21 protein-coding genes and 1 riboswitch are annotated in these 20124 nt (G+C 57.9%); of the genes, 14 read left to right on the forward strand and 7 right to left on the reverse strand.

Translation table 11 applies throughout. The features are described 5' to 3' along the window. Positions 1-34: 34 nt before the first annotated feature. Positions 35-688 carry a 3,4-dihydroxy-2-butanone-4-phosphate synthase gene (gene ribB / locus ACTJJI_RS14570; protein WP_440654590.1) on the reverse strand — a complete coding sequence of 218 codons (654 nt, stop codon included), beginning with the start codon at positions 686-688 and terminating at the stop codon, positions 35-37. 106 nt (positions 689-794) lie between these two features. Beyond that, positions 795-945: riboswitch (FMN riboswitch) on the reverse strand. 120 nt (positions 946-1065) lie between these two features. Here ribB and ubiK point away from each other — a divergent pair. Next, positions 1066-1362, forward strand: a complete 297-nt coding sequence (gene ubiK / locus ACTJJI_RS14575; RefSeq protein WP_014833304.1) for a ubiquinone biosynthesis accessory factor UbiK — start codon at positions 1066-1068, stop codon at positions 1360-1362. A gap of 79 nt (positions 1363-1441) precedes the next feature. Here ubiK and hldE read toward each other — a convergent pair whose 3' ends face one another. Genes hldE through ACTJJI_RS14590 form a run of 3 tightly spaced genes read right to left on the reverse strand, consistent with a single transcriptional unit; the run spans position 1442 to position 7091 of the window. Further along, the gene (gene hldE, locus ACTJJI_RS14580; protein WP_440654593.1) at positions 1442-2872 is read right to left on the reverse strand and encodes a bifunctional D-glycero-beta-D-manno-heptose-7-phosphate kinase/D-glycero-beta-D-manno-heptose 1-phosphate adenylyltransferase HldE; all 1431 of its coding nucleotides are present in this window, start codon (positions 2870-2872) and stop codon (positions 1442-1444) included. A gap of 40 nt (positions 2873-2912) precedes the next feature. Then, entirely contained in the window at positions 2913-5771 is a 2859-nt protein-coding gene (gene glnE / locus ACTJJI_RS14585; RefSeq protein WP_440654760.1) for a bifunctional [glutamate--ammonia ligase]-adenylyl-L-tyrosine phosphorylase/[glutamate--ammonia-ligase] adenylyltransferase, read from the reverse strand. A gap of 18 nt (positions 5772-5789) precedes the next feature. Next, the gene (locus ACTJJI_RS14590; protein WP_050860583.1) at positions 5790-7091 is read right to left on the reverse strand and encodes a CYTH domain-containing protein; all 1302 of its coding nucleotides are present in this window, start codon (positions 7089-7091) and stop codon (positions 5790-5792) included. A 238-nt stretch (positions 7092-7329) separates the two neighbouring features. On the opposite strand from ACTJJI_RS14590, the gene ACTJJI_RS14595 reads away from it, so the two are divergent. Further along, entirely contained in the window at positions 7330-7950 is a 621-nt protein-coding gene (locus ACTJJI_RS14595; RefSeq protein ID WP_014833308.1) for a TIGR04211 family SH3 domain-containing protein, read from the forward strand. Between the two features lie 60 nt (positions 7951-8010). Then, positions 8011-9252, forward strand: coding sequence for a multifunctional CCA addition/repair protein (locus ACTJJI_RS14600; RefSeq protein ID WP_440654596.1), 1242 nt, complete (start codon positions 8011-8013; stop codon positions 9250-9252). 10 nt (positions 9253-9262) lie between these two features. Here the strand turns inward: ACTJJI_RS14600 and bacA are convergent, their stop codons facing one another. Next, a complete protein-coding gene (gene bacA, locus ACTJJI_RS14605; RefSeq protein WP_014833310.1) occupies positions 9263-10084 on the reverse strand; it encodes an undecaprenyl-diphosphate phosphatase in 822 nt (273 codons plus the stop codon). 106 nt (positions 10085-10190) lie between these two features. Continuing rightward, positions 10191-10559 carry a bifunctional dihydroneopterin aldolase/7,8-dihydroneopterin epimerase gene (gene folB / locus ACTJJI_RS14610; RefSeq protein ID WP_440654598.1) on the reverse strand — a complete coding sequence of 123 codons (369 nt, stop codon included), beginning with the start codon at positions 10557-10559 and terminating at the stop codon, positions 10191-10193. 107 nt (positions 10560-10666) lie between these two features. On the opposite strand from folB, the gene plsY reads away from it, so the two are divergent. Beyond that, positions 10667-11281, forward strand: a complete 615-nt coding sequence (gene plsY, locus ACTJJI_RS14615) for a glycerol-3-phosphate 1-O-acyltransferase PlsY (protein WP_014833311.1) — start codon at positions 10667-10669, stop codon at positions 11279-11281. Positions 11282-11372: 91 nt separating this feature from the next. After that, entirely contained in the window at positions 11373-12839 is a 1467-nt protein-coding gene (locus tag ACTJJI_RS14620) for an MFS transporter (protein WP_063411992.1), read from the forward strand. Between the two features lie 40 nt (positions 12840-12879). Here the strand turns inward: ACTJJI_RS14620 and ACTJJI_RS14625 are convergent, their stop codons facing one another. Continuing rightward, positions 12880-13302: a MarR family winged helix-turn-helix transcriptional regulator gene (locus ACTJJI_RS14625; RefSeq protein WP_014833313.1), complete on the reverse strand. Its 423-nt coding sequence runs from the start codon at positions 13300-13302 to the stop codon at positions 12880-12882. Positions 13303-13450: 148 nt separating this feature from the next. Between ACTJJI_RS14625 and ACTJJI_RS14630 the strand changes: the two genes are divergently transcribed. The 9 genes from ACTJJI_RS14630 to ureG all read left to right on the forward strand — a co-directional run bounded on the left by ACTJJI_RS14630 (position 13451) and on the right by ureG (position 20099). Next, positions 13451-14464 (forward strand): alpha/beta hydrolase, encoded by a 1014-nt coding sequence (locus tag ACTJJI_RS14630; RefSeq protein WP_440654602.1) that lies wholly within the window; start codon positions 13451-13453, stop codon positions 14462-14464. 149 nt (positions 14465-14613) lie between these two features. Then, positions 14614-15441: an urease accessory protein UreD gene (locus ACTJJI_RS14635; protein ID WP_440654604.1), complete on the forward strand. Its 828-nt coding sequence runs from the start codon at positions 14614-14616 to the stop codon at positions 15439-15441. Between the two features lie 10 nt (positions 15442-15451). Further along, entirely contained in the window at positions 15452-15754 is a 303-nt protein-coding gene (locus tag ACTJJI_RS14640) for an urease subunit gamma (RefSeq protein WP_003862556.1), read from the forward strand. Positions 15755-15764: 10 nt separating this feature from the next. After that, positions 15765-16079 (forward strand): urease subunit beta, encoded by a 315-nt coding sequence (locus tag ACTJJI_RS14645; protein WP_014833316.1) that lies wholly within the window; start codon positions 15765-15767, stop codon positions 16077-16079. Further along, entirely contained in the window at positions 16072-17775 is a 1704-nt protein-coding gene (gene ureC, locus ACTJJI_RS14650; RefSeq protein WP_348579597.1) for an urease subunit alpha, read from the forward strand. Before ACTJJI_RS14645 ends, ureC begins: the two co-directional genes overlap by 8 nt. Before the next feature lie 9 nt (positions 17776-17784). Then, positions 17785-18249 carry an urease accessory protein UreE gene (ureE, locus tag ACTJJI_RS14655; RefSeq protein WP_014833318.1) on the forward strand — a complete coding sequence of 155 codons (465 nt, stop codon included), beginning with the start codon at positions 17785-17787 and terminating at the stop codon, positions 18247-18249. A 9-nt stretch (positions 18250-18258) separates the two neighbouring features. After that, a complete protein-coding gene (locus tag ACTJJI_RS14660) occupies positions 18259-18798 on the forward strand; it encodes a HupE/UreJ family protein (RefSeq protein ID WP_440654606.1) in 540 nt (179 codons plus the stop codon). Then, positions 18798-19472, forward strand: a complete 675-nt coding sequence (locus ACTJJI_RS14665; RefSeq protein ID WP_194515981.1) for an urease accessory protein UreF — start codon at positions 18798-18800, stop codon at positions 19470-19472. Before ACTJJI_RS14660 ends, ACTJJI_RS14665 begins: the two co-directional genes overlap by 1 nt. A 9-nt stretch (positions 19473-19481) precedes the next feature. Beyond that, complete coding sequence (ureG, locus tag ACTJJI_RS14670; RefSeq protein ID WP_003862566.1) at positions 19482-20099, forward strand: urease accessory protein UreG; 618 nt, start codon at positions 19482-19484, stop codon at positions 20097-20099. Positions 20100-20124: the final 25 nt, after the last annotated feature.

Here is a 20124-nt window from a genome sequence, read left to right on the forward strand (position 1 = left end):
CCGGGTTTCCCCGGCTTTTTCATTCGTGCACCGTTCAGCTGGCTTTGCGCTCGTGCGCCTGACGGTACTCGATCAGATCTTCAATCGTCACCACCGGCATGTTGTGCAAGCGTGCAAAGGTGATGCACTCTGGTGCACGTGCCATGGTGCCATCATCGTTGGTCAGTTCACACAGTACGCCTGCAGGTTTGAAGCCTGCCAGCGATACCAGGTCGATGGTCGCTTCCGTGTGGCCGCCACGGGTCAGCACACCGCCCGCCTGCGCACGCAGCGGGAAGACGTGGCCAGGACGGTGCAGGTCGGAGGGTTTCGCGCCATCCGCAATCGCTGCACGGACGGTAGTCAGACGGTCAGCCGCTGACACACCGGTGGTCACGCCATGCGCAGCTTCAATCGTCACGGTAAAACCGGTACCAAAGGCGCTGGTGTTGTTCTCAACCATCATCGGCAGGTCAAGCTGCTTACGACGGTCTTCGGTAATACACAGGCATACGATGCCGCTGCCGTGACGGATGGTCAGTGCCATCTGCTCAACGGTCATGTTTTCGGCGGCGAAAATCATGTCGCCTTCGTTTTCACGGTTTTCATCGTCCAGCACCATCACACCGCGGCCTTCGCGCAATGCATCCAGTGCATGTTCAACACGTTGAGTTGAAGTGCCAAAAGAGGAAAGTAGCGTCTGATTCATGGTAAAAAAACCTCATTAACATTATGGTTACCAGAATCAGGGCAGTCTTAGGAGCGCCGTATAAGCGGCAAAAAGATAACGTGAGCGGGCCCATGCCCGACTGGATCGTTACTCTCTCCCATCCGGACTCTAACCGTCGGCCCCGGAATTACACCGGATCTGCTGACCTTTGAGTGTTCACCCAAAGCGCTCGCGGGCTTTCAGCATGACGCTGATTTACCGCCGGTGGGGAATTTCGCCCCGCCCTGAGAATAAGCGAGATAACTATAACGCTATTGATTATCCTGGGCAATGCATAAGCAACAAACAATTTTGTTTAACCCGTGGCATGACGCGCTACAATGGACACTAACACCTTTTCATCAAGGGAAACGACAATGATTGACCCAAAGAAAATTGAGCAAATTGCACGTCAGGTTCATGAATCCATGCCGAAAGGCATTCGTGAGTTTGGTGATGATGTTGAGAAGAAAATCCGCCAGACGCTGCAGGCGCAGTTGGTTCGCCTTGATTTAGTCAGCCGCGAAGAGTTTGACGTGCAGACGCAGGTTCTGCTGCGCACCCGCGAGAAGCTGGCGCTGCTGGAACAGCGTCTGACCGAGCTGGAAAACCGGAATACGCCAGCGGAAGTGAAACCCGCACCGGCGATCCCACCTGTGGATGACCAGGAGTAAGTGCGGCCTGTTGTGCCCTCACCCTAGCCCTCTCCCACGGGGAGAGGGTAAAAAAAACGGGCCAACTGGCCCGTTTTTTTTACTGACTGTCTTTCTGGATCTTCTTGATGATGTTGGTGGTTGAACACCCGTCCTCAAAGTTGAGCACCATCACTTCACCGCCGTTGGCCCAGACCTCTTCGCTGCCCGCGATTTGCTCCGGTTTATAGTCGCCGCCTTTCACCAGCAGATCCGGCAGAATGCCTGCAATCAGGCGCTGAGGCGTGTCTTCTTCAAACGGCACCACCCAGTCCACCGCTTCCAGCGCGCCGAGCACAATCATACGCTGCTCCAGCGGATTCACCGGACGCGTTTCGCCCTTCAGACGTTTGGTCGAGGCATCGCTGTTCACTGCCACAATCAGACGATCGCCCAGCTTGCGTGCATTCGCCAGATAAGAGACATGGCCCGCGTGCAGAATGTCGAACACGCCATTGGTCATCACCACTTTCTCACCGCGTTTACGCGCAGCGGCAACGGCCACTTTCAGTTCGTCTTCGCTCATGACGCCAAAACCGGTATCGGCACGGCCGCGTACGGCGTTTTCCAGTTCGATTGGCGAAACGGTAGAGGTCCCGAGCTTTCCGACGACCACGCCCGCCGCGGCGTTCGCGAAGTAGCAGGCTTCTTCGAGGGAGTTACCCGCCGCCAGCGTTGCCGCCAGCACGCCGATCACCGTATCACCGGCACCCGTCACGTCGTACACTTCCTGCGCCTGAGTAGGCAGATGCAGCGGCGCTTTGCCCGGCTGCAGCAGGGTCATCCCCTGCTCGGAGCGGGTCACCAGCAGTGCAGACAGCTCGAAGTCAGCGATGATCTTCATACCGCGCTCGACGATCTCCGCTTCCGTCTTACACTTGCCCGCCACCGCTTCAAACTCCGAGAGGTTTGGCGTCAGCAGCGTTGCGCCGCGATAGCGCTCAAAGTCGGTGCCTTTCGGATCGATCAGTACCGGCACATTGGCTTTACGCGCCAGCTGGATCATCTGCTGTACGCTTGCCAGTGCCCCTTTGGCGTAATCGGACAGTACCAGCGCGCCGATATTGCTCAGCGCCTGATTAATGCGCTCGTGCAGCGGCTCAGGATCCACACCCTCAAACCCTTCTTCAAAGTCGAGGCGGATCAGTTGCTGGTTACGGGACAACACGCGCAGCTTGGTTATGGTCGGGTGCGTCGGAACAGAGACGAAATCGCACTTCACGTTCACGTCCGCCAGCGACTTGCTCAGCGCGCGCGCCGCATCGTCGATACCGGTGAGGCCCACCAGACGCGAATGCGCGCCCAGAGAAGCAATGTTCATCGCCACGTTTGCCGCGCCGCCAGGACGCTCTTCAATGGTATCGACCTTAACGACCGGTACCGGTGCTTCCGGGGAGATACGGCTGGTCGGCCCATACCAGTAGCGATCCAGCATCACATCGCCGACAACCATAACTCCAGCACGTTCAAACTCTGGCAGTGTTACTTTCATTCCTGACTCCAGAAAGATTCACAATTTGCGCGCGATGATATCACACTTGTTTTGTTACGCACGGTTCCACCAGCCACTTCTGCCAGCTCGCTTTCACCTGGTCGCGTTCATGGGTAAAGCAGTCGAGCGCCACGTGGCCCGGCTGTTCCTGCAAGGCGAGGTGGTGCAACTCATCGCGCAGTGTGGTGTAGGCGCGGGTTAAGGCCAGCGCTTCCTGCTCATCCATGATGTCGTTTTGCGCAAGCAGCTCCAGAATGCGCACATTATCCGACCAGCGGGTCAGCTTCGGCTTATCATGCGCATGCAGGAGCACCAGATACTGGGTAATAAACTCAATGTCGGTAATGCCACCCTCATCGGCTTTAATATCAAACCGATCGCGGTGTTTATTGCCCAGGTGCGCACGCATTTTTTCACGCATTTCGCGCACGTCGGTCTGCAACTTACTGCCTTCACGTGGGGTGGTCATCACCGCTTTACGAATGGCATCGAACTGCGTTTTTAACTGCGGATCGCCATACACCACGCGGGCGCGCACCAGCGCCTGATGCTCCCACGTCCAGGCTTCGTTTTTCTGATAATCGGCAAAGGATTCCGTTGAAGTCACCAGCATCCCGGCCGCGCCGGACGGGCGCAGACGGGCATCCACTTCGTACAAAATACCCGATGACGTGCGGGTGCTGAACAGGTGCATAATGCGCTGGGCCAGACGCAGATAGAACTGGCGCCCGTCAATTTCACGCTCGCCGTCGGTCATCACATCGGCCGGACAATCGTGCAGGAAGATTAAATCCAGATCGGAGCTGTATCCCAGTTCCCACCCGCCGAGCTTGCCATAGCCTACCACGGCGAAACCGCGGCCTTCTCGTTCAGCAAGATGTTTTGGCTGACCGTAACGCGCCACCATCTGGATCCACGCCTGATGCACAACTGCATCGATGATTGCTTCCGCCAGCCAGGTTAAGTGATCGCTCACTTTCATCACCGGCAGCGTTCCGGCAATATCCGCCGCCGCGACGCGCAGCATCTGCGCCTGTTTGAACTGACGCAGCGCTTCCAGCTGCTGCTCTTCATCTTCCTCGGGCACGCGCAGCAGATACTGACGCAGCTCATCGCGGTAGGCATCGGTCGCCGTCGGCTGATAGAGGGTATTGGGATCGAGCAGTTCATCCAGCAGCAGCGGGTAGCGCGCCAGCTTGTTGGCCACCATCGGTGACGCCGCGCAGAGCGTGATCAGATGCTTCAATGCTCCCGGAAACTCGCTCAGCAGTTCAAGATAGGTGGTACGCGTAATGATGCCGCTCAGCAGCGGCATCATGCGGGAAAGCGGCACCGGTGCGTCGGCACGGGAACAGACATCGCTCAGCAGGTGCGGCATAAGGTGATCCAGCACCTGGCGACCACGCGGACCAATGGCGCGCTTGTTGAGTTCAAGGCGAAAATCGGCGATCAGCGCCACCACCCGATGGCGATCGTCGTCGCTCAGGTGCGCCAGCACGGGCGTGGTGTCATCTTCCTGCAGGGCATCCTGCCACAGTTCACGCCAGTGTTCAGAGAGCGTATCGTCCTGCGATTCGCTTTCATCATCGCCAATCAGCTCGTTAAAGATACGGCGCACGCCTGCCATATGCGCGTCCAGTCGTTCGGTCAGTGCGGCCCAGTCGTCCACGCGCATGCCCCAGGCCAGACGCGCCCGGTTCAGCTCATCCCCCGGCAGGGTCTGGGTTTGCTCGTCATTGATGCTTTGCAGCAGGTTTTCCAGACGACGCAGGAACAGGTATGACTCACGCAGGGTTTGTGCTTCCCCCTCCGGCAGGAGATGGAGTTGCTCAATCGCCGACAGCGTCGGGAGTAACGAGCGGGATTGCAGCGACGGCTCGCGCCCACCGCGAATGAGCTGGAAAACCTGTACAATAAACTCGATTTCACGAATCCCGCCCGCGCCGAGCTTAATGTTGTCTTTCAGCCCACGACGGCGCACCTCACGGGCAATCATCCCTTTCATGTTACGCAGGGACTGGATCACGCTGAAGTCGATATAGCGACGGAACACAAACGGGCGCAGCATGGCGCGTAGCTCGTTGGCGTAAGCGTCGTCACTGTCACCCATGATCCGCGCTTTAACCATCGCGTAACGCTCCCAGTCGCGCCCCTGCTCCTGGTAGTAATCTTCCAGCGCCGCAAAACTCAGCACCAGCGGGCCGCTGTCGCCAAACGGACGCAGACGCATATCCACGCGATAGACAAATCCGTCCTGCGTCGGCTGATCCAGCGCCTTAATCAGACGCTGGCCAAGACGGGTGAAGAACTGGGCATTGTCCAGCTCACGACGGCCTCCGCGCGTGGAGCCGTTCTCCGGCCAGGCAAAAATCAGGTCGATATCGGAGGAGAAGTTCAGCTCGCAGCCGCCCAGCTTGCCCATCCCCAGAATCAACAGCGGCTGAGGAACCCCTTCCTCGCTGCACGGCGTGCCCCACTCTTTACAGCAGGCGGCGTAAAGCCAGTCTCGCGCAGCGACAATCAGCGTCTGCGCCAGCTCGCTCAACTGCTGGAGCGTGCTCTCTTCACTGACCAGCTCAAGCGCCTGCGCCCAGGCGATACGCACCATCACCCGGCGGCGGAACTGGCGCAACACCCGCATTAAGGTGGCCTCATCCGCAACGTCAGCCAGCGCGGTTTGCAACCAGACTGCATAATGCCGCCACTCGTCAGCCTGCGGCGGGGCGTTTTCAAGCTCCACCAGCCAGTCCGGGTTAGCAGTAATACTTTCCTGCACAAAATCACTGAACGTGAGCACGCGCTTTGCCTGCTCACTTAACGATGACGCCGGTAATGACTCAGGCAGACGTTCGCAAACGGTCTGCCACTGCTGCTGTAACTGCGAAGAAAGCGGCATTATAGGGGTTCCTTGCCAGAGTTAACGTTTTCCGCTGTGCAGCCAGAATGGCTCCTGCGAAATGGCCTCGTTGCGGAAATGCTCAATCTCAATATGCTGACGGGTTTCGATGGCATGTTTCAGCCCCTGCCAGTTCTCCAGCCAGGCCTGCGCTTTGACGCCATCATAGGCGCCTGACAGCAGTAACATGCTGTCGATGTTGCGCGTCAGGCGGATCAGCTGATCGCCGTACTGGTCGCCCAGCGGATAAGCAAAGGTGGTTTTCAGCTCTGCGGCATGGCGGGAAAGGTGGATATCCGCGAAACGTTTGAAGTTTTCTGCGATTTTGGCCTGAGCTTTCGCGTCCAGGAAGGTGCGCCAGCCGCGCGTCACCAGAAACTCGGTCAGCGCCAGTTTGGCGGCCGCGGTTTGCGGGCTGTAGATCGCCGTTTGCGCAGACACGTCGGAGAGCATCAGTGCTTCGGTTTGGGTCAGCAGATCGCGTAAGTGAGCACTTGCTTTGCGCGGCACAATGCCGCCAAACAGCGTCAGGGTATGACGAACCAGACCGATGGCGGCCAGGACGTGGGCTTTTGCGTTTTTGACATTACGCACCCAGAGCTCCTCGTGGTACTGCCACTGCGAGAGCGCCAGCTCCAGCGCCGCCTCCATACCCTGCTCAACGCTGGCTTTTGGGGCAACGCGTAGCACAGGGGTCTCTTTCAGCACGCGTGGCGCATTCCCGGCTGCCAGATGATAGCCGCGGGCGGCTTTGCTGAGGCTGCCCTGACGTAAGCCTGACTGACTCACTAGCTTACGCGCCAGCTTCAGCACATCGTTCGTCTCACCTTCCAGCAGCTCAAGCTCCAGCTCGCAAATCGGTTCCTGGTATTCCCCCGCTTTCACCTCGCCCAAATCAAGGGCGATTTCAATGCGGCTTTTGCCTTCCGTTACCAGCCATTTCTCGCGCCAGAAATCGGTGCTGAACAGCGGCTGCACCTCTGTTGCCAGGGTGGATGGCAGTTCGCCGTTCGGCCACACTTCAGCCGGAAAACGTTCCAGCTCAAGTTCTGGCTGATTGATGTCGATATTGTATTCGGGGCGCTGATGCAAACCGCCCACAACGCGACCGGCGATTTTCATCGTCATCTCGTAGCGCCCGTTCGCGCCGCGGATGCGCAAGCCCATATCATGACGACGCAGCCAGTTGTCCGGCGTTTCGTAATAGATATTGAGCAGCTGTACGGGTTCATGGTGTTCGCCGGACAGCGTTTGCAGATGCTGGCGCAGCGCGTCAACGCTGTCTTTTTCGACGATAAACTTTAATTCGATCTCTTGTGCCATAGCCTTGTACTTTTGCGTGCGTCACAGACGCGTCGATGAAGGCGAACTTCCTCGCCATTTGTTTGTCAGTACATAGTATTTTGCGCCAAATTGCCACGCAATGAGCAATTTGACGGGCGTAAAAAGTTTGCAGCGGCGGCGATCGGGACACAGATGATTCTGATTGATGACGAATCCTTTGCGTAGAGACACTGATGCCACTACTATCGTTCCACTATTTATGAAAATAACGACTGATATGCTTAAATTACGCCTGATTGGACTTACTTTACTCGCTTTTAGCGCCGCGACTGCGGTCCACGCTGAAGAAAAGCGTTACGTTTCTGACGAACTGAACACCTGGGTACGTAGCGGCCCCGGAGATAATTATCGCCTCGTGGGTACGGTAAATGCCGGCGAGGAAGTCACCCTGTTACAGACCAACGCGGAGACCAATTATGGTCAGGTTCGCGACAGTTCCGGCCGTACGTCCTGGATCCCCCTGAAAGAGCTGAGCACCGTGCCAAGCCTGCGCACCCGCGTGCCGGATCTGGAAAACCAGGTGAAAACCCTGACCGACAAGCTGAACAACATTGACGGCACCTGGAACCAGCGTACCGCGGAAATGCAGCAGAAAGTCGCGCAGAGCGACAGCGTGATTAACGGTCTGAAAGAAGAGAACCAGAAACTGAAGAATGAGCTGATTGTGGCGCAGAAGAAAGTGAATGCCGCCAATCTGCAGCTCGATGACAAACAGCGCACCATCATCATGCAGTGGTTTATGTATGGCGGCGGCGTGCTGGGCGTCGGTCTGGTACTGGGTCTCGTTCTGCCACACCTGATCCCAAGCCGTAAGCGTAAAGACCGCTGGATGAACTAACTCGTCTTCTCTGCCAGACTTACGTATGATCCTGGAAAAGAGAAAACGGGAGTGTAAGGCGTGAAGAGTTATCTGGTCGGTGGTGCGGTACGTGATGCGTTGTTAGGTCTGCCGGTCAAAGATAAAGACTGGGTGGTGGTAGGCGCCACCCCCGAAGAGATGCTCGACGCGGGCTACCAGCAGGTAGGCCGCGATTTTCCCGTGTTCCTCCATCCGCAAAGCCGCGAAGAGTACGCTCTGGCGCGTACCGAACGGAAATCCGGTTCCGGCTATACCGGCTTCACCTGCTATGCCGCGCCGGACGTCACGCTGGAGCAAGATCTGCTGCGCCGCGATCTCACCATCAACGCGCTGGCGCAGGACGAGAACGGCCAGATCGTAGACGCTTATGGCGGCCAGGACGATCTGCGCAACCGTCTTTTACGTCATGTTTCCCCGGCCTTTTCTGAAGATCCGCTCCGGGTGCTGCGCGTGGCGCGCTTTGCCGCGCGTTACGCCCATCTCAGTTTCCGTATTGCCGATGAAACGATGGCGCTGATGACCGCCATGACCGAGGCGGGCGAGCTGGAACACCTGACGCCAGAGCGCGTCTGGAAAGAGACGGAAAATGCCCTCACCACCCGCAACCCGCAGGTCTTTTTCCAGGTGCTGCGCGACTGCGGCGCCCTGAAGGTGCTGTTCCCGGAGATAGACGCGCTGTTTGGCGTACCTGCCCCGGCAAAATGGCATCCGGAAATCGACACTGGCGTGCACACCCTGATGACGCTCAGTATGGCGGCCATGCTCAGCCCGGAGGTGGACGTGCGTTTTTCCACCCTGTGCCACGATCTTGGCAAAGGCTTAACGCCAAAAGAATTCTGGCCTCGCCACCACGGGCACGGCCCGGCAGGGGTAAAGCTGGTCGAGGGGCTGTGCCAGCGCCTGCGGGTGCCGAACGAGATCCGCGATCTGGCGAAACTGGTGGCCGAATTCCACGACCTTATCCACACCTTCCCGCTCCTGAAACCGGCCACCATCGTTAAACTGTTCGATAACATCGATGCCTGGCGTAAACCCCAGCGCGTCGAGCAGATCGCGCTCACCAGCGAAGCTGACGTGCGCGGGCGTACCGGGTTTGAAGCCTGCGACTACCCGCAGGGGCGTTTGCTGCGCGCAGCGTGGGCGGTGGCCAAAGCGGTACCGACGAAAGATGTTGTCGACGCGGGCTTTAAAGGTCCCGAGATCCGGGAGGAGCTCACCAGACGGCGAATTCAGGCGGTATCAGACTGGAAGGAAAAGCATTGCCCTCAGCCAAAAGACTGAGGGCAGTCGGTCAGAAGAAGACCACGTAAACGGCAGCCGCGACGATAAAGCGGTAGATGGCGAACGGGATAAACGAGATACGCTTAATCAACTGCAGGAAGGTTTTAATGGCAATCAGCGCCACGATAAAGGCGGTGATAAAGCCGACAGCAAACATCGGAATGTCGCCCGTGGTGAGGAAGCCAATGCTTTTGTAGAGGTCCAGCGCGGTGGCGCCCATCATCATCGGCACCGCCAGCAGGAACGAGAACTCAGATGCCGCGTAACGGCTTACACCCATCAGCATCCCGCCGGAAATCGTTGCTCCTGAACGGGAGAAGCCCGGCCACAGTGCCAGACACTGGAAACAGCCAATGATAAAGGCCTGACGATAGGTCATATCGTCCAGGCCTTCTGCGCGCGGCGTTTTTGGCTTCAGCACTTCCGCCGCAATCAGCAGGAAACCACCGACCACTAGCGCGTACATCACGTTAATCGGATTAAACAGCGATTTGATGGTGTCGTGGAAAACCAGCCCCAGCACCACTGCCGGGATCATCCCGAGCAGGATATGAATCAGCGTCAGGCGGCCCTTGCTCTCACCTTCACGCTGTGGCAAACGCCCGAAGTGGATACCGATCAACCCAAACAGACGCCGCCAGAACATCACGACCACAGCCAGAATGGAACCCAACTGAATGACCACCTCGAACGTCTTTGCGGTATCGCCTTCAAAGCCCAGCAGATGGCCAACGATAATCATATGGCCCGTACTGGAAACCGGCAAAAACTCCGTCAATCCTTCGACCACACCCAGAATTGCCGCCACCAGCAGCGAGTGCATATCGCTCATCTATAAACCCCTAAAAAAATATAAAAAAAACGGTCGCCCCAACAGCTACCGTGAAAGATACAGCTTTAAGACCGATATAACCTAAAATGGTTTAGCTATTATGACGTTAAATCTTTCCTTTCAGATTTGTGCCACGCTCGATGATGACGCCCACATTAGCGGCACGCGCCACCGCGCCTGGCTTGCTCAGCTTAATGCGCACCCACGGCGAGTTGAATTTGGTCAGCAGCAGTTCGGCCACCCCCTCCGCCACCCGTTCTACCAGCGCAAAACGCTGCCCTTCAACGTGGGCAATGACCGTTTCGCTGATGTCGGCATAGCTCAGACAATCATTTACGTCATCACTCTTCGCTGACTTGCGGTTATCCCAGCCCATTTCGATATCGAACACCAGCTTCTGCTCGATGGTCTGTTCCCAGTCGTAAACACCAATAGTGGTGATTACCGAAAGTTGCTCTATAAATACAATATCCATCACGACCTGCCTGCTTTTTGGCTAAACCGGATACCACTTCCGGTGAATTATGCGTATTATCCACAGATGCTGAGAATACAGATACATTTTCTAAACGGAACAGCGTTATGAGTGCAATCGCGCCTGGAATGATTCTCCTCGCCTACCTTTGCGGCTCAATCTCCAGCGCCATTCTGGTCTGCCGCATTGCCGGGTTACCTGACCCGCGCGAAAGTGGTTCCGGGAATCCGGGAGCGACCAATGTACTACGAATTGGCGGCAAGGGAGCAGCCGTAGCGGTTTTGATTTTTGACGTTCTGAAAGGGATGTTACCCGTCTGGGGCGCGTATGCGCTGGGCGTTACTCCGTTCTGGCTGGGGCTTATTGCCATCGCCGCCTGTGTCGGCCACATCTGGCCCGTATTCTTCGGTTTTAAAGGCGGCAAAGGCGTCGCGACAGCCTTTGGTGCCATCGCGCCCATCGGCTGGGATCTTACCGGCGTGATGGCGGGCACCTGGCTGCTGACCATCCTTCTGAGCGGCTATTCGTCGCTGGGCGCCATCGTCAGCGCGCTGATTGCCCCCTTCTACGTCTGGTGGTTCAAACCCCAGTTCACCTTCCCGGTGTCGATGCTCTCCTGCCTTATCCTGCTGCGTCATCACGATAATATTCAGCGTCTGTGGCGTCGTCAGGAGACCAAAATCTGGACGAAGCTCAAGCGAAAGAAAAAAGATCCCGAGTAGCGGAGAGTTATGCCTTATAACCAAATGTGATTTTGGTCATCTTCTGCCTGTGGTAACTGTTAGAGACACAACACAACCACACAAAAAGAAAATGGCAGAAATCACAGACACCACTCCCCTTGCAACGGCAGGAAACACCCCGGATGGCGACATCAAGTGGGTACGTAACGCATCGGACGTTTCACGTCTGGTTAACGACGGTTCTCAGGGCCGCACCAACGCCCGTATTGTGGTCGGTATCGCGCTGGGAGGGATTTTCCTCGATGCCTACGATCTCGGCGCACTGGCGTTTGGCATCAAAGACATTACCCGCGAATTCAATTTAACCCCTGCAGGCACCGGCATGGTGGCCTCGGCCATTACCTTTGGTGCTATCGTCGGGGCGCTGCTTGGCGGCTATCTTACGGATAAAATCGGGCGTTACCGCGTCTTTATGGCCGACATGGTGTTCTTTGTCGTCGCCGCTATCGCCTGCGCACTGGCACCAAACGAATATGTGCTGGCGGGTGCGCGCTTTGTGATGGGGCTCGGCGTGGGGATCGACCTCCCCGTGGCGATGGCCTTTCTGAGCGAGTTTGCCAAACTCAAAGGCCCGGGTAATAAGGCCTCCAGCGTCGCAATGTGGTGCCCTACCTGGTATGCCGCCATCAGCATCTCTTACCTGCTGGTGCTTTTCTTCTACGCCGTGCTGCCGGCAAGCCACAGCGACTGGCTCTGGCGCTTAATCCTCGGTTTTGGTGCGGTGCCTGCGCTGGTGATTATCGCCATTCGCAGTCGCTATATGAGCGAATCGCCGGTCTGGGCGGCAAATCAGGGCAACCTGAAAGAGGCGGCGTCTATTTTACGTCAGTCGTATAACATCAATGCCCACGTGCCGCAGGACGCGCTCAGCCAGCCCGCGCCGGTGGTCAATAAGGCAAAATGGTCGAACTACCTGAACCTGTTCCGGGGCATCTATTTACGCCGCACCACGCTCGCCACGCTGCTGTCGGTGGTCTCTTCCTTCGCCTATAACGCCGTGGCGTTTGGTCTTCCGGTGATCATCTCCAGCTTCTTTGTCCAGTCGATGCTGACCACCATTCTGATTTCGCTCGCGCTTAACCTGCTGTTTGCCTTCGTTGGCGGACTGCTGGCGGTCCGCTACGTGCCGCGCTTCGGCGCCTGGCGAATGTCACTTGCGGGCTACGCCTGTCAGCTGGTAGCACTGCTTGGGCTGGCGCTGATAGGGCGGCCTGAGGGCGCGGCAGAGGGTGTGATTGCCGTCGGCATGCTGGCGCTGTTCCTGTTTGGTCAGGGTTTTGGGCCAGGCGCGCACACCATGACGTTCGCTTCCCTCAGCTACCCGACCTCGCTGCGCGGCGTGGGCGTAGGCCTTAACCAGACGCTGATGCGCAGCAGTTCAACGCTGTCACTGTTCCTGTTCCCGCTGCTGGTAGCCTCACTGGATACCGCCGTCTTCTGGGTGATCGCCCTGGCGCCGTTTATCGGGCTGGCCTCACTGCTGGCGATCCGCTGGGAGCCGTCCGGGTATGATGTGGATGCGGAGGATTATCGGTAATTACGCATCACTTCGGTGGGGTCAGCCCACCGAAGGATTTTTATAAATCTTCCAGCAGCGTTCTGGAGAGTTTTTTTAGCGTCTCAAGCTCATCATCATTCATCCGCATGCTGCAGCGAATCCGGTCTGGCAGCGCCATCACCTGCTTTTTAAGTTCATTCGCCTTATCGGTCAGAACGACGTGTTTCATCCGTTCATCATTAGCCACGGCAACACGGTTCAAAAATCCTTTTGCCTCAAGCTTTTGTACGAGCGGAGTCAATGTACCCGAATCAAAAAACGTCTTATCGCTCAGATCGCGAAGCGGGATGTTGTCTTTCTCATAAAGGGCCATCAAAACAACAAATTGCGGATAAGTGAGGTCCAGCTCCTGCAGCAAGGGGCGATATTGTCGAACGAACGCATTGGTAACCGAGTACAGGGAGAAGCAAAGTAAATCATCTAATGTTTTGTTTTCTTTCATTTTTGTATCCACCCTGAAGCTGTTATCTAAAAAAAATTATAAATAAAGTTTGACTAAAAGTATCTTGCGCGCAAGTATTATAACAACAACTAAGTAGCGCACTACTTAATACGGTAACTGTTCAATACTCGCTTAAAGAGGTACTACCATGAAAACAATGACCGCCATCCTGGTTTCTTCCGTCTTCGCGTCAGCCGCGGCATCCGCTCAAACCAGCAATACCCCAACCCCGACCGCGGGCGTGCAGGCATTTCTTAATGTTCTGAATGCCGGGAAAGGGAAACCGATGGAACAGATGACCCCGCAGGAAGCACGTCAGGTATTGATTGGCGCGCAGCAGGGTGCAAAACTTCCCCCCGCTGACGTTTCAGAAAAAACGATCCAGGTGAATGGTCAGGCGATCAAGCTGAAAATAGTGAAACCTGAAAACGCGAGCGGCACGCTCCCGGCATTTATGTTCTTTCACGGCGGCGGTTGGGTGCTGGGTGATTTCCCAACCCACGAACGTTTAATCCGCGACCTCGTTCGCGCTTCCGGCGCCGCTGCGGTTTATGTCGATTACACACCGTCACCTGAAGCCCATTTCCCGGTGGCAATCAATCAGGCCTATGAAGCGACAAAATGGGTAGCCGAGCACGGTCAGGAAATTGGCGTGGATGGTAGCCGTCTGGGTCTGGTCGGTAACAGTGTGGGCGGCAATATGGTGGCTTCCGTGGCGCTGCAGGCAAAACAATTTAATGGGCCAAAAATTCGCTACAACGTCATGCTCTGGCCTGTGACCGATGCGAATTTTGATACTGCCTCGTATAACCAGTTCGAAAATGGCTATTTCCTGTCGAAAAACATGATGAAATGGTTCTGGGATAACTACACCACCCGCGCTGACGATCGCAACAATATCCTGGCCTCTCCGCTTCGCGCCAGCGCCGCGCAGCTGAAAGGCTTCCCCGAGACGCTGATTCAGACAGCAGAACTTGACGTTCTGCGTGATGAAGGTGAAGCCTTCGGGCGTAAACTGGATGCAGCTGGCGTCCCGGTGACCGTCACACGCTATAACGGCATGATCCACGATTACGGCCTGCTCAATCCACTGAGCGAAGAGCCGACGGTCAAGGTTGCCCTTGAGCAGGCCGGCGCAGCGCTGCATGAGCACCTGAAATAACAGCATCGCGATCCTCGTTAAAAAGCACGTCCCCGGGGCGTGCTTTTTGGTTTCGTCTTAAACGCCATCCATAAGCGACTCATATGACAGCCTTCAATTCTGCCAGGGCATACTGAAACGTATCCCGATGATGAGCAGATGGAAGCAGCATGTTAGCAGCTCAGGTGACTGATAATACGTATAAAGGCTGGCAGGCATCGCTTGCCCTGCAGTTTTGTCACACCCCTGAGAAAACCCTCCTGTACTCCGCTCATCACGTCGGGCCGCTCACCGTTCAGCGTCCGTTTTACCCCGAAGGTGAAACCTGCCACCTCTATCTTCTCCATCCGCCCGGCGGGATCGTGGGGGGCGATACGCTGGATATTTCCGTGCAACTGGACGCCAAAAGCCATACGCTTATCACCATGCCCGGCGCCAGCAAGTTCTATCGCAGCAGCGGCCCGCAGGCCCGTCTGAGCCAGCACTTTTATCTCGATGAAGACGCCACCCTGGAATGGCTGCCGCAGGACACCATTATTTTTCCCGGTGCGAATGCCGCACTGCGCTCCGTCTTCCACCTGAAGGCCTCCAGCACGCTGCTGGCGTGGGAGCTGTACTGCCTGGGCCGCCCGGTGATAAACGAAACCTTCAGCCACGGCACGCTGGAGAGCCGTCTTGAGGTGTGGGTAGATGACGAGCCGCGCCTGATTGAGCGCCAGCATCTTAGCGACGGCGATCTCACGCCCGTCGCCGGACATCCGTGGATCGGCACGCTGCTGTTCTATCCGGCTGCCGATGATCACCTCGACGCGGTGCGCGAGCGGCTCGCACCGCTGGAAAATTATGCCGGGGCAACGCTCACCGATGGCCTGCTGTCGGTGCGTTTTCTCTCCCACGACAACCTGATTTGCCAGCGGGTGATGCGCGATATCTGGCAATCGCTTCGCCCGCTCCTCACCACCAAAACCGCCTGTTCGCCGCGTATCTGGCAGACATAAGAGAAACGTTATGGAACTGACCCCCAGAGAAAAAGACAAGCTGTTGCTGTTCACCGCCGCGCTGGTTGCCGAACGCCGCCTTGCGCGCGGGGTAAAGCTCAACTACCCGGAATCGGTCGCGCTGATCAGCGCCTTCATTATGGAAGGCGCGCGCGATGGCGAAACCGTCGCCTCACTGATGGAAGCGGGCCGTCACGTCCTGACGCGCGACCAGGTGATGGAGGGCGTACCGGAGATGATCCCGGATATTCAGGTGGAAGCCACCTTCCCCGACGGGTCAAAGCTCGTCACCGTGCATAACCCGATCGTCTAAGGAGCGCGTGATGATCCCTGGCGAGTATCAGATCCAACCCGGCACTATTGCCCTTAACGTCGGGCGCGAAACCCGGCGTGTCATCGTCGAAAATCACGGTGACCGGCCGATCCAGGTGGGATCGCACTACCACTTTTACGAGGTGAATCCGGCGCTGAAGTTTGACCGGGAAGCCACCAAAGGCTACCGGCTGAATATTCCGGCAGGCACCGCCGTGCGTTTCGAACCTGGCCAGAAGCGCGAAGTGACGCTGGTTAAGGTCACCGGGGCGCAGCGCATTTTCGGTTTCCGTGGTGACGTGATGGGAGAAGTGAAAAATGGCTGAAATTTCGCGCCAGGCTTATGCCGATATGTTCGGCCCCACCACCGGCGATAAAGTACGATTAGCCGACAGTGAGCTGTGGATCGAAGTGGAAGACGATCTCACCGTCTACGGCGAAGAGGTTAAATTTGGCGGCGGGAAAGTGATCCGCGACGGCATGGGCCAGGGGCAGATGACCGCGCAAGACTGCGTGGATCTGGTGCTGACTAACGCGTTGATTGTCGATCACTGGGGGATCGTGAAAGCCGATATCGGCGTCAAGGACGGGCGGATCTTCGCCGTGGGCAAAGCCGGGAACCCCGACATTCAGCCCGGCGTGACGATCCCGATTGGTGCGGCAACGGAAGTGATTGCCGCCGAGGGGAAGATCGTCACCGCTGGCGGGATCGACACCCACATCCACTGGATCTGCCCGCAACAGGCCGAAGAGGCGCTGGTTTCCGGCGTCACAACGATGATCGGCGGCGGTACGGGACCTGCGGCAGGGACCAACGCCACCACCTGCACGCCGGGACCGTGGTATATCGCCCGTATGCTGCAGGCTGCCGATACCCTGCCGGTGAATATCGGCCTGCTCGGCAAAGGTAATGGTTCAAACCCGGATGCCCTGCGCGAGCAGATAGTCGCCGGTGCCATCGGACTTAAGATCCACGAAGACTGGGGCGCGACGCCCGCGGCCATCAACTGCTCGCTGGAGGTGGCGGAAGAGATGGACATTCAGGTGGCGCTGCACAGCGACACGCTGAACGAATCCGGTTTCGTCGAAGACACGCTGGCCGCCATTGGCGGGCGCACCATCCATACTTTCCACACCGAAGGAGCAGGCGGTGGCCACGCGCCGGATATTATTACCGCCTGCGCACACCCCAATATTCTGCCCTCCTCCACCAACCCGACGCTGCCCTATACGGTCAATACCATCGATGAACATCTCGACATGTTGATGGTCTGCCACCACCTCGACCCGGATATCGCCGAGGACGTAGCCTTTGCCGAATCGCGTATTCGCCGGGAAACCATCGCCGCGGAGGATGTGCTGCACGATATCGGCGCATTCTCGCTGACCTCTTCTGATTCCCAGGCGATGGGCCGCGTGGGCGAAGTGATTATCCGCACCTGGCAGGTGGCGCACCGCATGAAGGTGCAGCGCGGCGCACTGCCGGAAGAAACCGGCGATAACGACAACTTTCGCGTGAAGCGCTACGTCGCCAAATACACCATTAACCCGGCGCTGACCCACGGTATCGCCCACGAAGTGGGCTCCATCGAGGCGGGCAAGCTGGCGGATTTAGTGGTCTGGTCCCCGGCGTTCTTTGGCGTGAAACCCGCCACCATCGTCAAGGGCGGGATGATCGCCTGCGCGCCGATGGGCGATATCAACGCCTCGATTCCCACGCCGCAACCGGTCCACTACCGCCCGATGTTTGGTGCGCTGGGTGCCGCACGCCACGCCACCCGGCTGACGTTTGTCTCGCAGGCTGCTGACGCGCTGGGAATGGCACAACAGCTCAACCTGCAGAGCGCCACAGCGGTGGTCAAAGGCTGCCGGACGGTGAAAAAAGCCGACATGATCCACAACGGCCTGCAGCCAAATATCACCGTCGATTCGCAAACCTATGAAGTGCGCGTCGACGGCGAACTGATAACCAGCGAACCGGCTGACGTTCTGCCGATGGCGCAACGCTATTTCCTGTTTTGAGGAGTGATGATGATCTATTTAACCCAACGCCTGGACCATGCGCATCCGATCACCGCCAGCGTCACGCTGCCGATTGACGTGCGGGTGAAAAGCCGCGCCCGCGTGGCGCTGAACGACGGGCGCGAAGCCGGGCTGATGCTGCCGCGCGGTTTACTGTTGCGCGGCGGCGACCTGCTCTGTAACGAAGACGGCAGCGAGGTGATCGAAGTGATTGCCGCCCCGGAGTCCGTCTCCGTGGTGCGCTGCGACGATCCTTTCCTGCTCGCCCGCGCCTGCTACCACCTGGGTAACCGCCACGTGCCGCTGCAAATCATGCCCGGCGAGCTGCGCTATCACCACGATCATGTCCTCGACGACATGCTGCGCCAGTTTGGGCTGGAAGTGACCTTTGCCAGCCTGCCGTTTGAACCCGAAGCGGGGGCCTACACCAGCGAGGCCCACAGTCATAGCCACGCTCACGCTCATTCACATTAAGGATTCATCATGCGCAAGTACTTACCCCTGTTACTGCTGGCTTTTTCCCTGCCTGCGCTGGCACATCCGGGACACGGTGCCGACAGCTTCTATGCTGGTTTTTTCCACCCACTGACCGGACTTGATCACCTGCTGATGCTTGCCGGTGCGGGCGTGCTCTCCGCGCTGAGCGGCCGCAAGCTGCTGCTGCCTTTTGCCACCCTCGGGATGATGCTCGTCGGTGCCATTGCAGGCAGCCTGCTCGGCGGCTTTAGCGGCATGGAGATGCTGATTATCGCCTCGCTGGGCGTCTGCGGCGTGATGATGTTTAAAACCGAAAATCGTCTGCTGCTGGCGGTGCCTGCCCTGGCGATGTTCCACGGCTGGGCGCACGGGGTGGAGATGTCCGGCCACAGCTTCTGGCTCTTCACCAGCGGCTTTATGCTGGCCAGCGCCACGGTGCTGTGCGCCAGCTTCGCCGCGGGGTTACTGCTGCGCCGCCACGACGGACTGCGTAAAACTTTTGGCGGCGGGCTTATCGTCTCTGCCCTGCTGGCGCTGATGAGCTGATGGAGCTCGCCCGCCAGCGTCTGCGCCTGATGCAGCTCTCCAGCAGCAGCCTGCCGGTCGGGTCGTTTACCTGGTCACAGGGGCTGGAGTGGGCCGTCGAGACAGACTGGGTTACCGACGCAGAGGCGTTCAAAAACTGGCAAACCCTGCAGATGGAGCAGAGCTTTTTCTGCGTCGACCTGCCGCTGTTTGCCCGGCTCTACCGGGCCTGTGAAGAGGGCGATCTGGCGGCAGCAAAACGCTGGACGTCATATCTGCTCGCCTGTCGGGAAACCCGTGAACTGCGGGAAGAAGAACGCAATCGCGGCGCCGCCTTTACGCGGCTCATCAAAAGCTGGGAGCCGGACTGTCCGGCCCCGTGGCAGCCGCTGTTTATGCAGAGCCAGCTCAGCGGCATGGCGTGGCTTGGCGTGCGTTGGGGGATTAGCGCGCACGAGATGGCCCTGAGTCTGGGCTACAGCTGGATTGAGAGCGCGGTGATGGCCGGCGTCAAGCTGGTGCCGTTTGGGCAACAGGCCGCGCAGCAGCTGATTATCGAACTCAGCGATCATTTTGCCGCCGGGTTTGAACAGGCATTTTTACGTGACGATGAGGCACTGGGCGCGGCGACGCCGCTGTCCGCCATCGCCTCTGCGCGCCACGAAACACAATATTCACGACTATTCCGTTCCTGAGGAAGCAACATGGCTGATTACAAACATCCCCTGCGCGTGGGCGTGGGTGGCCCGGTGGGGTCGGGTAAAACCGCGCTGCTGGAAGCGCTCTGCAAGGCAATGCGCGACACGTATCACCTGGCGGTGGTGACGAATGATATCTACACCAAAGAGGATCAGCGCATCCTGACCGAAGCAGGCGCGCTTGAGCCGGAGCGCATCGTCGGCGTGGAGACCGGCGGCTGCCCGCACACCGCCATCCGCGAAGATGCGTCAATGAACCTGGCCGCAGTGGAAGCGCTCAGTGAGAAGTTCGGTAACCTGGATCTGATCTTCGTTGAAAGCGGCGGCGATAATCTGAGCGCCACCTTCAGCCCGGAGCTGGCGGATCTGACCATTTACGTGATCGACGTGGCCGAAGGGGAGAAGATCCCGCGCAAGGGCGGGCCGGGGATCACCAAATCCGATTTTCTGGTGATCAATAAAACCGACCTGGCCCCCTACGTTGGCGCCTCACTGGAGGTGATGGAGCGCGACACCAACCGCATGCGCGGCGAGCGTCCGTGGACCTTTACCAACCTGAAAGCGGGGGATGGTCTGGCGACGATTATTGCGTTTCTGGAAGAAAAAGGCATGCTGCGGATCTGAATAAACCGGCCTGGTGCAATGCCAG

The organism is Enterobacter sp. 22466 (assembly GCF_052044775.1).
GTDB classification, from domain to species: Bacteria; Pseudomonadota; Gammaproteobacteria; order Enterobacterales; family Enterobacteriaceae; genus Enterobacter; species Enterobacter dissolvens.

Coding starts and splice junctions, on each gene's coding strand:
- ribB (WP_440654590.1), bottom strand. CDS start 688: ATGAATCAGACGCTACTTTCCTCTTTTGGCACTTCAACTCAACGTGTT.
- ubiK (WP_014833304.1), top strand. CDS start 1,066: ATGATTGACCCAAAGAAAATTGAGCAAATTGCACGTCAGGTTCATGAA.
- hldE (WP_440654593.1), bottom strand. CDS start 2,872: ATGAAAGTAACACTGCCAGAGTTTGAACGTGCTGGAGTTATGGTTGTC.
- ACTJJI_RS14590 (WP_050860583.1), bottom strand. CDS start 7,091: ATGGCACAAGAGATCGAATTAAAGTTTATCGTCGAAAAAGACAGCGTT.
- ACTJJI_RS14595 (WP_014833308.1), top strand. CDS start 7,330: ATGCTTAAATTACGCCTGATTGGACTTACTTTACTCGCTTTTAGCGCC.
- bacA (WP_014833310.1), bottom strand. CDS start 10,084: ATGAGCGATATGCACTCGCTGCTGGTGGCGGCAATTCTGGGTGTGGTC.
- folB (WP_440654598.1), bottom strand. CDS start 10,559: ATGGATATTGTATTTATAGAGCAACTTTCGGTAATCACCACTATTGGT.
- plsY (WP_014833311.1), top strand. CDS start 10,667: ATGAGTGCAATCGCGCCTGGAATGATTCTCCTCGCCTACCTTTGCGGC.
- ACTJJI_RS14620 (WP_063411992.1), top strand. CDS start 11,373: ATGGCAGAAATCACAGACACCACTCCCCTTGCAACGGCAGGAAACACC.
- ACTJJI_RS14625 (WP_014833313.1), bottom strand. CDS start 13,302: ATGAAAGAAAACAAAACATTAGATGATTTACTTTGCTTCTCCCTGTAC.
- ACTJJI_RS14630 (WP_440654602.1), top strand. CDS start 13,451: ATGAAAACAATGACCGCCATCCTGGTTTCTTCCGTCTTCGCGTCAGCC.
- ACTJJI_RS14635 (WP_440654604.1), top strand. CDS start 14,614: ATGTTAGCAGCTCAGGTGACTGATAATACGTATAAAGGCTGGCAGGCA.
- ACTJJI_RS14640 (WP_003862556.1), top strand. CDS start 15,452: ATGGAACTGACCCCCAGAGAAAAAGACAAGCTGTTGCTGTTCACCGCC.
- ACTJJI_RS14645 (WP_014833316.1), top strand. CDS start 15,765: ATGATCCCTGGCGAGTATCAGATCCAACCCGGCACTATTGCCCTTAAC.
- ureC (WP_348579597.1), top strand. CDS start 16,072: ATGGCTGAAATTTCGCGCCAGGCTTATGCCGATATGTTCGGCCCCACC.
- ureE (WP_014833318.1), top strand. CDS start 17,785: ATGATCTATTTAACCCAACGCCTGGACCATGCGCATCCGATCACCGCC.
- ACTJJI_RS14660 (WP_440654606.1), top strand. CDS start 18,259: ATGCGCAAGTACTTACCCCTGTTACTGCTGGCTTTTTCCCTGCCTGCG.
- ACTJJI_RS14665 (WP_194515981.1), top strand. CDS start 18,798: ATGGAGCTCGCCCGCCAGCGTCTGCGCCTGATGCAGCTCTCCAGCAGC.
- ureG (WP_003862566.1), top strand. CDS start 19,482: ATGGCTGATTACAAACATCCCCTGCGCGTGGGCGTGGGTGGCCCGGTG.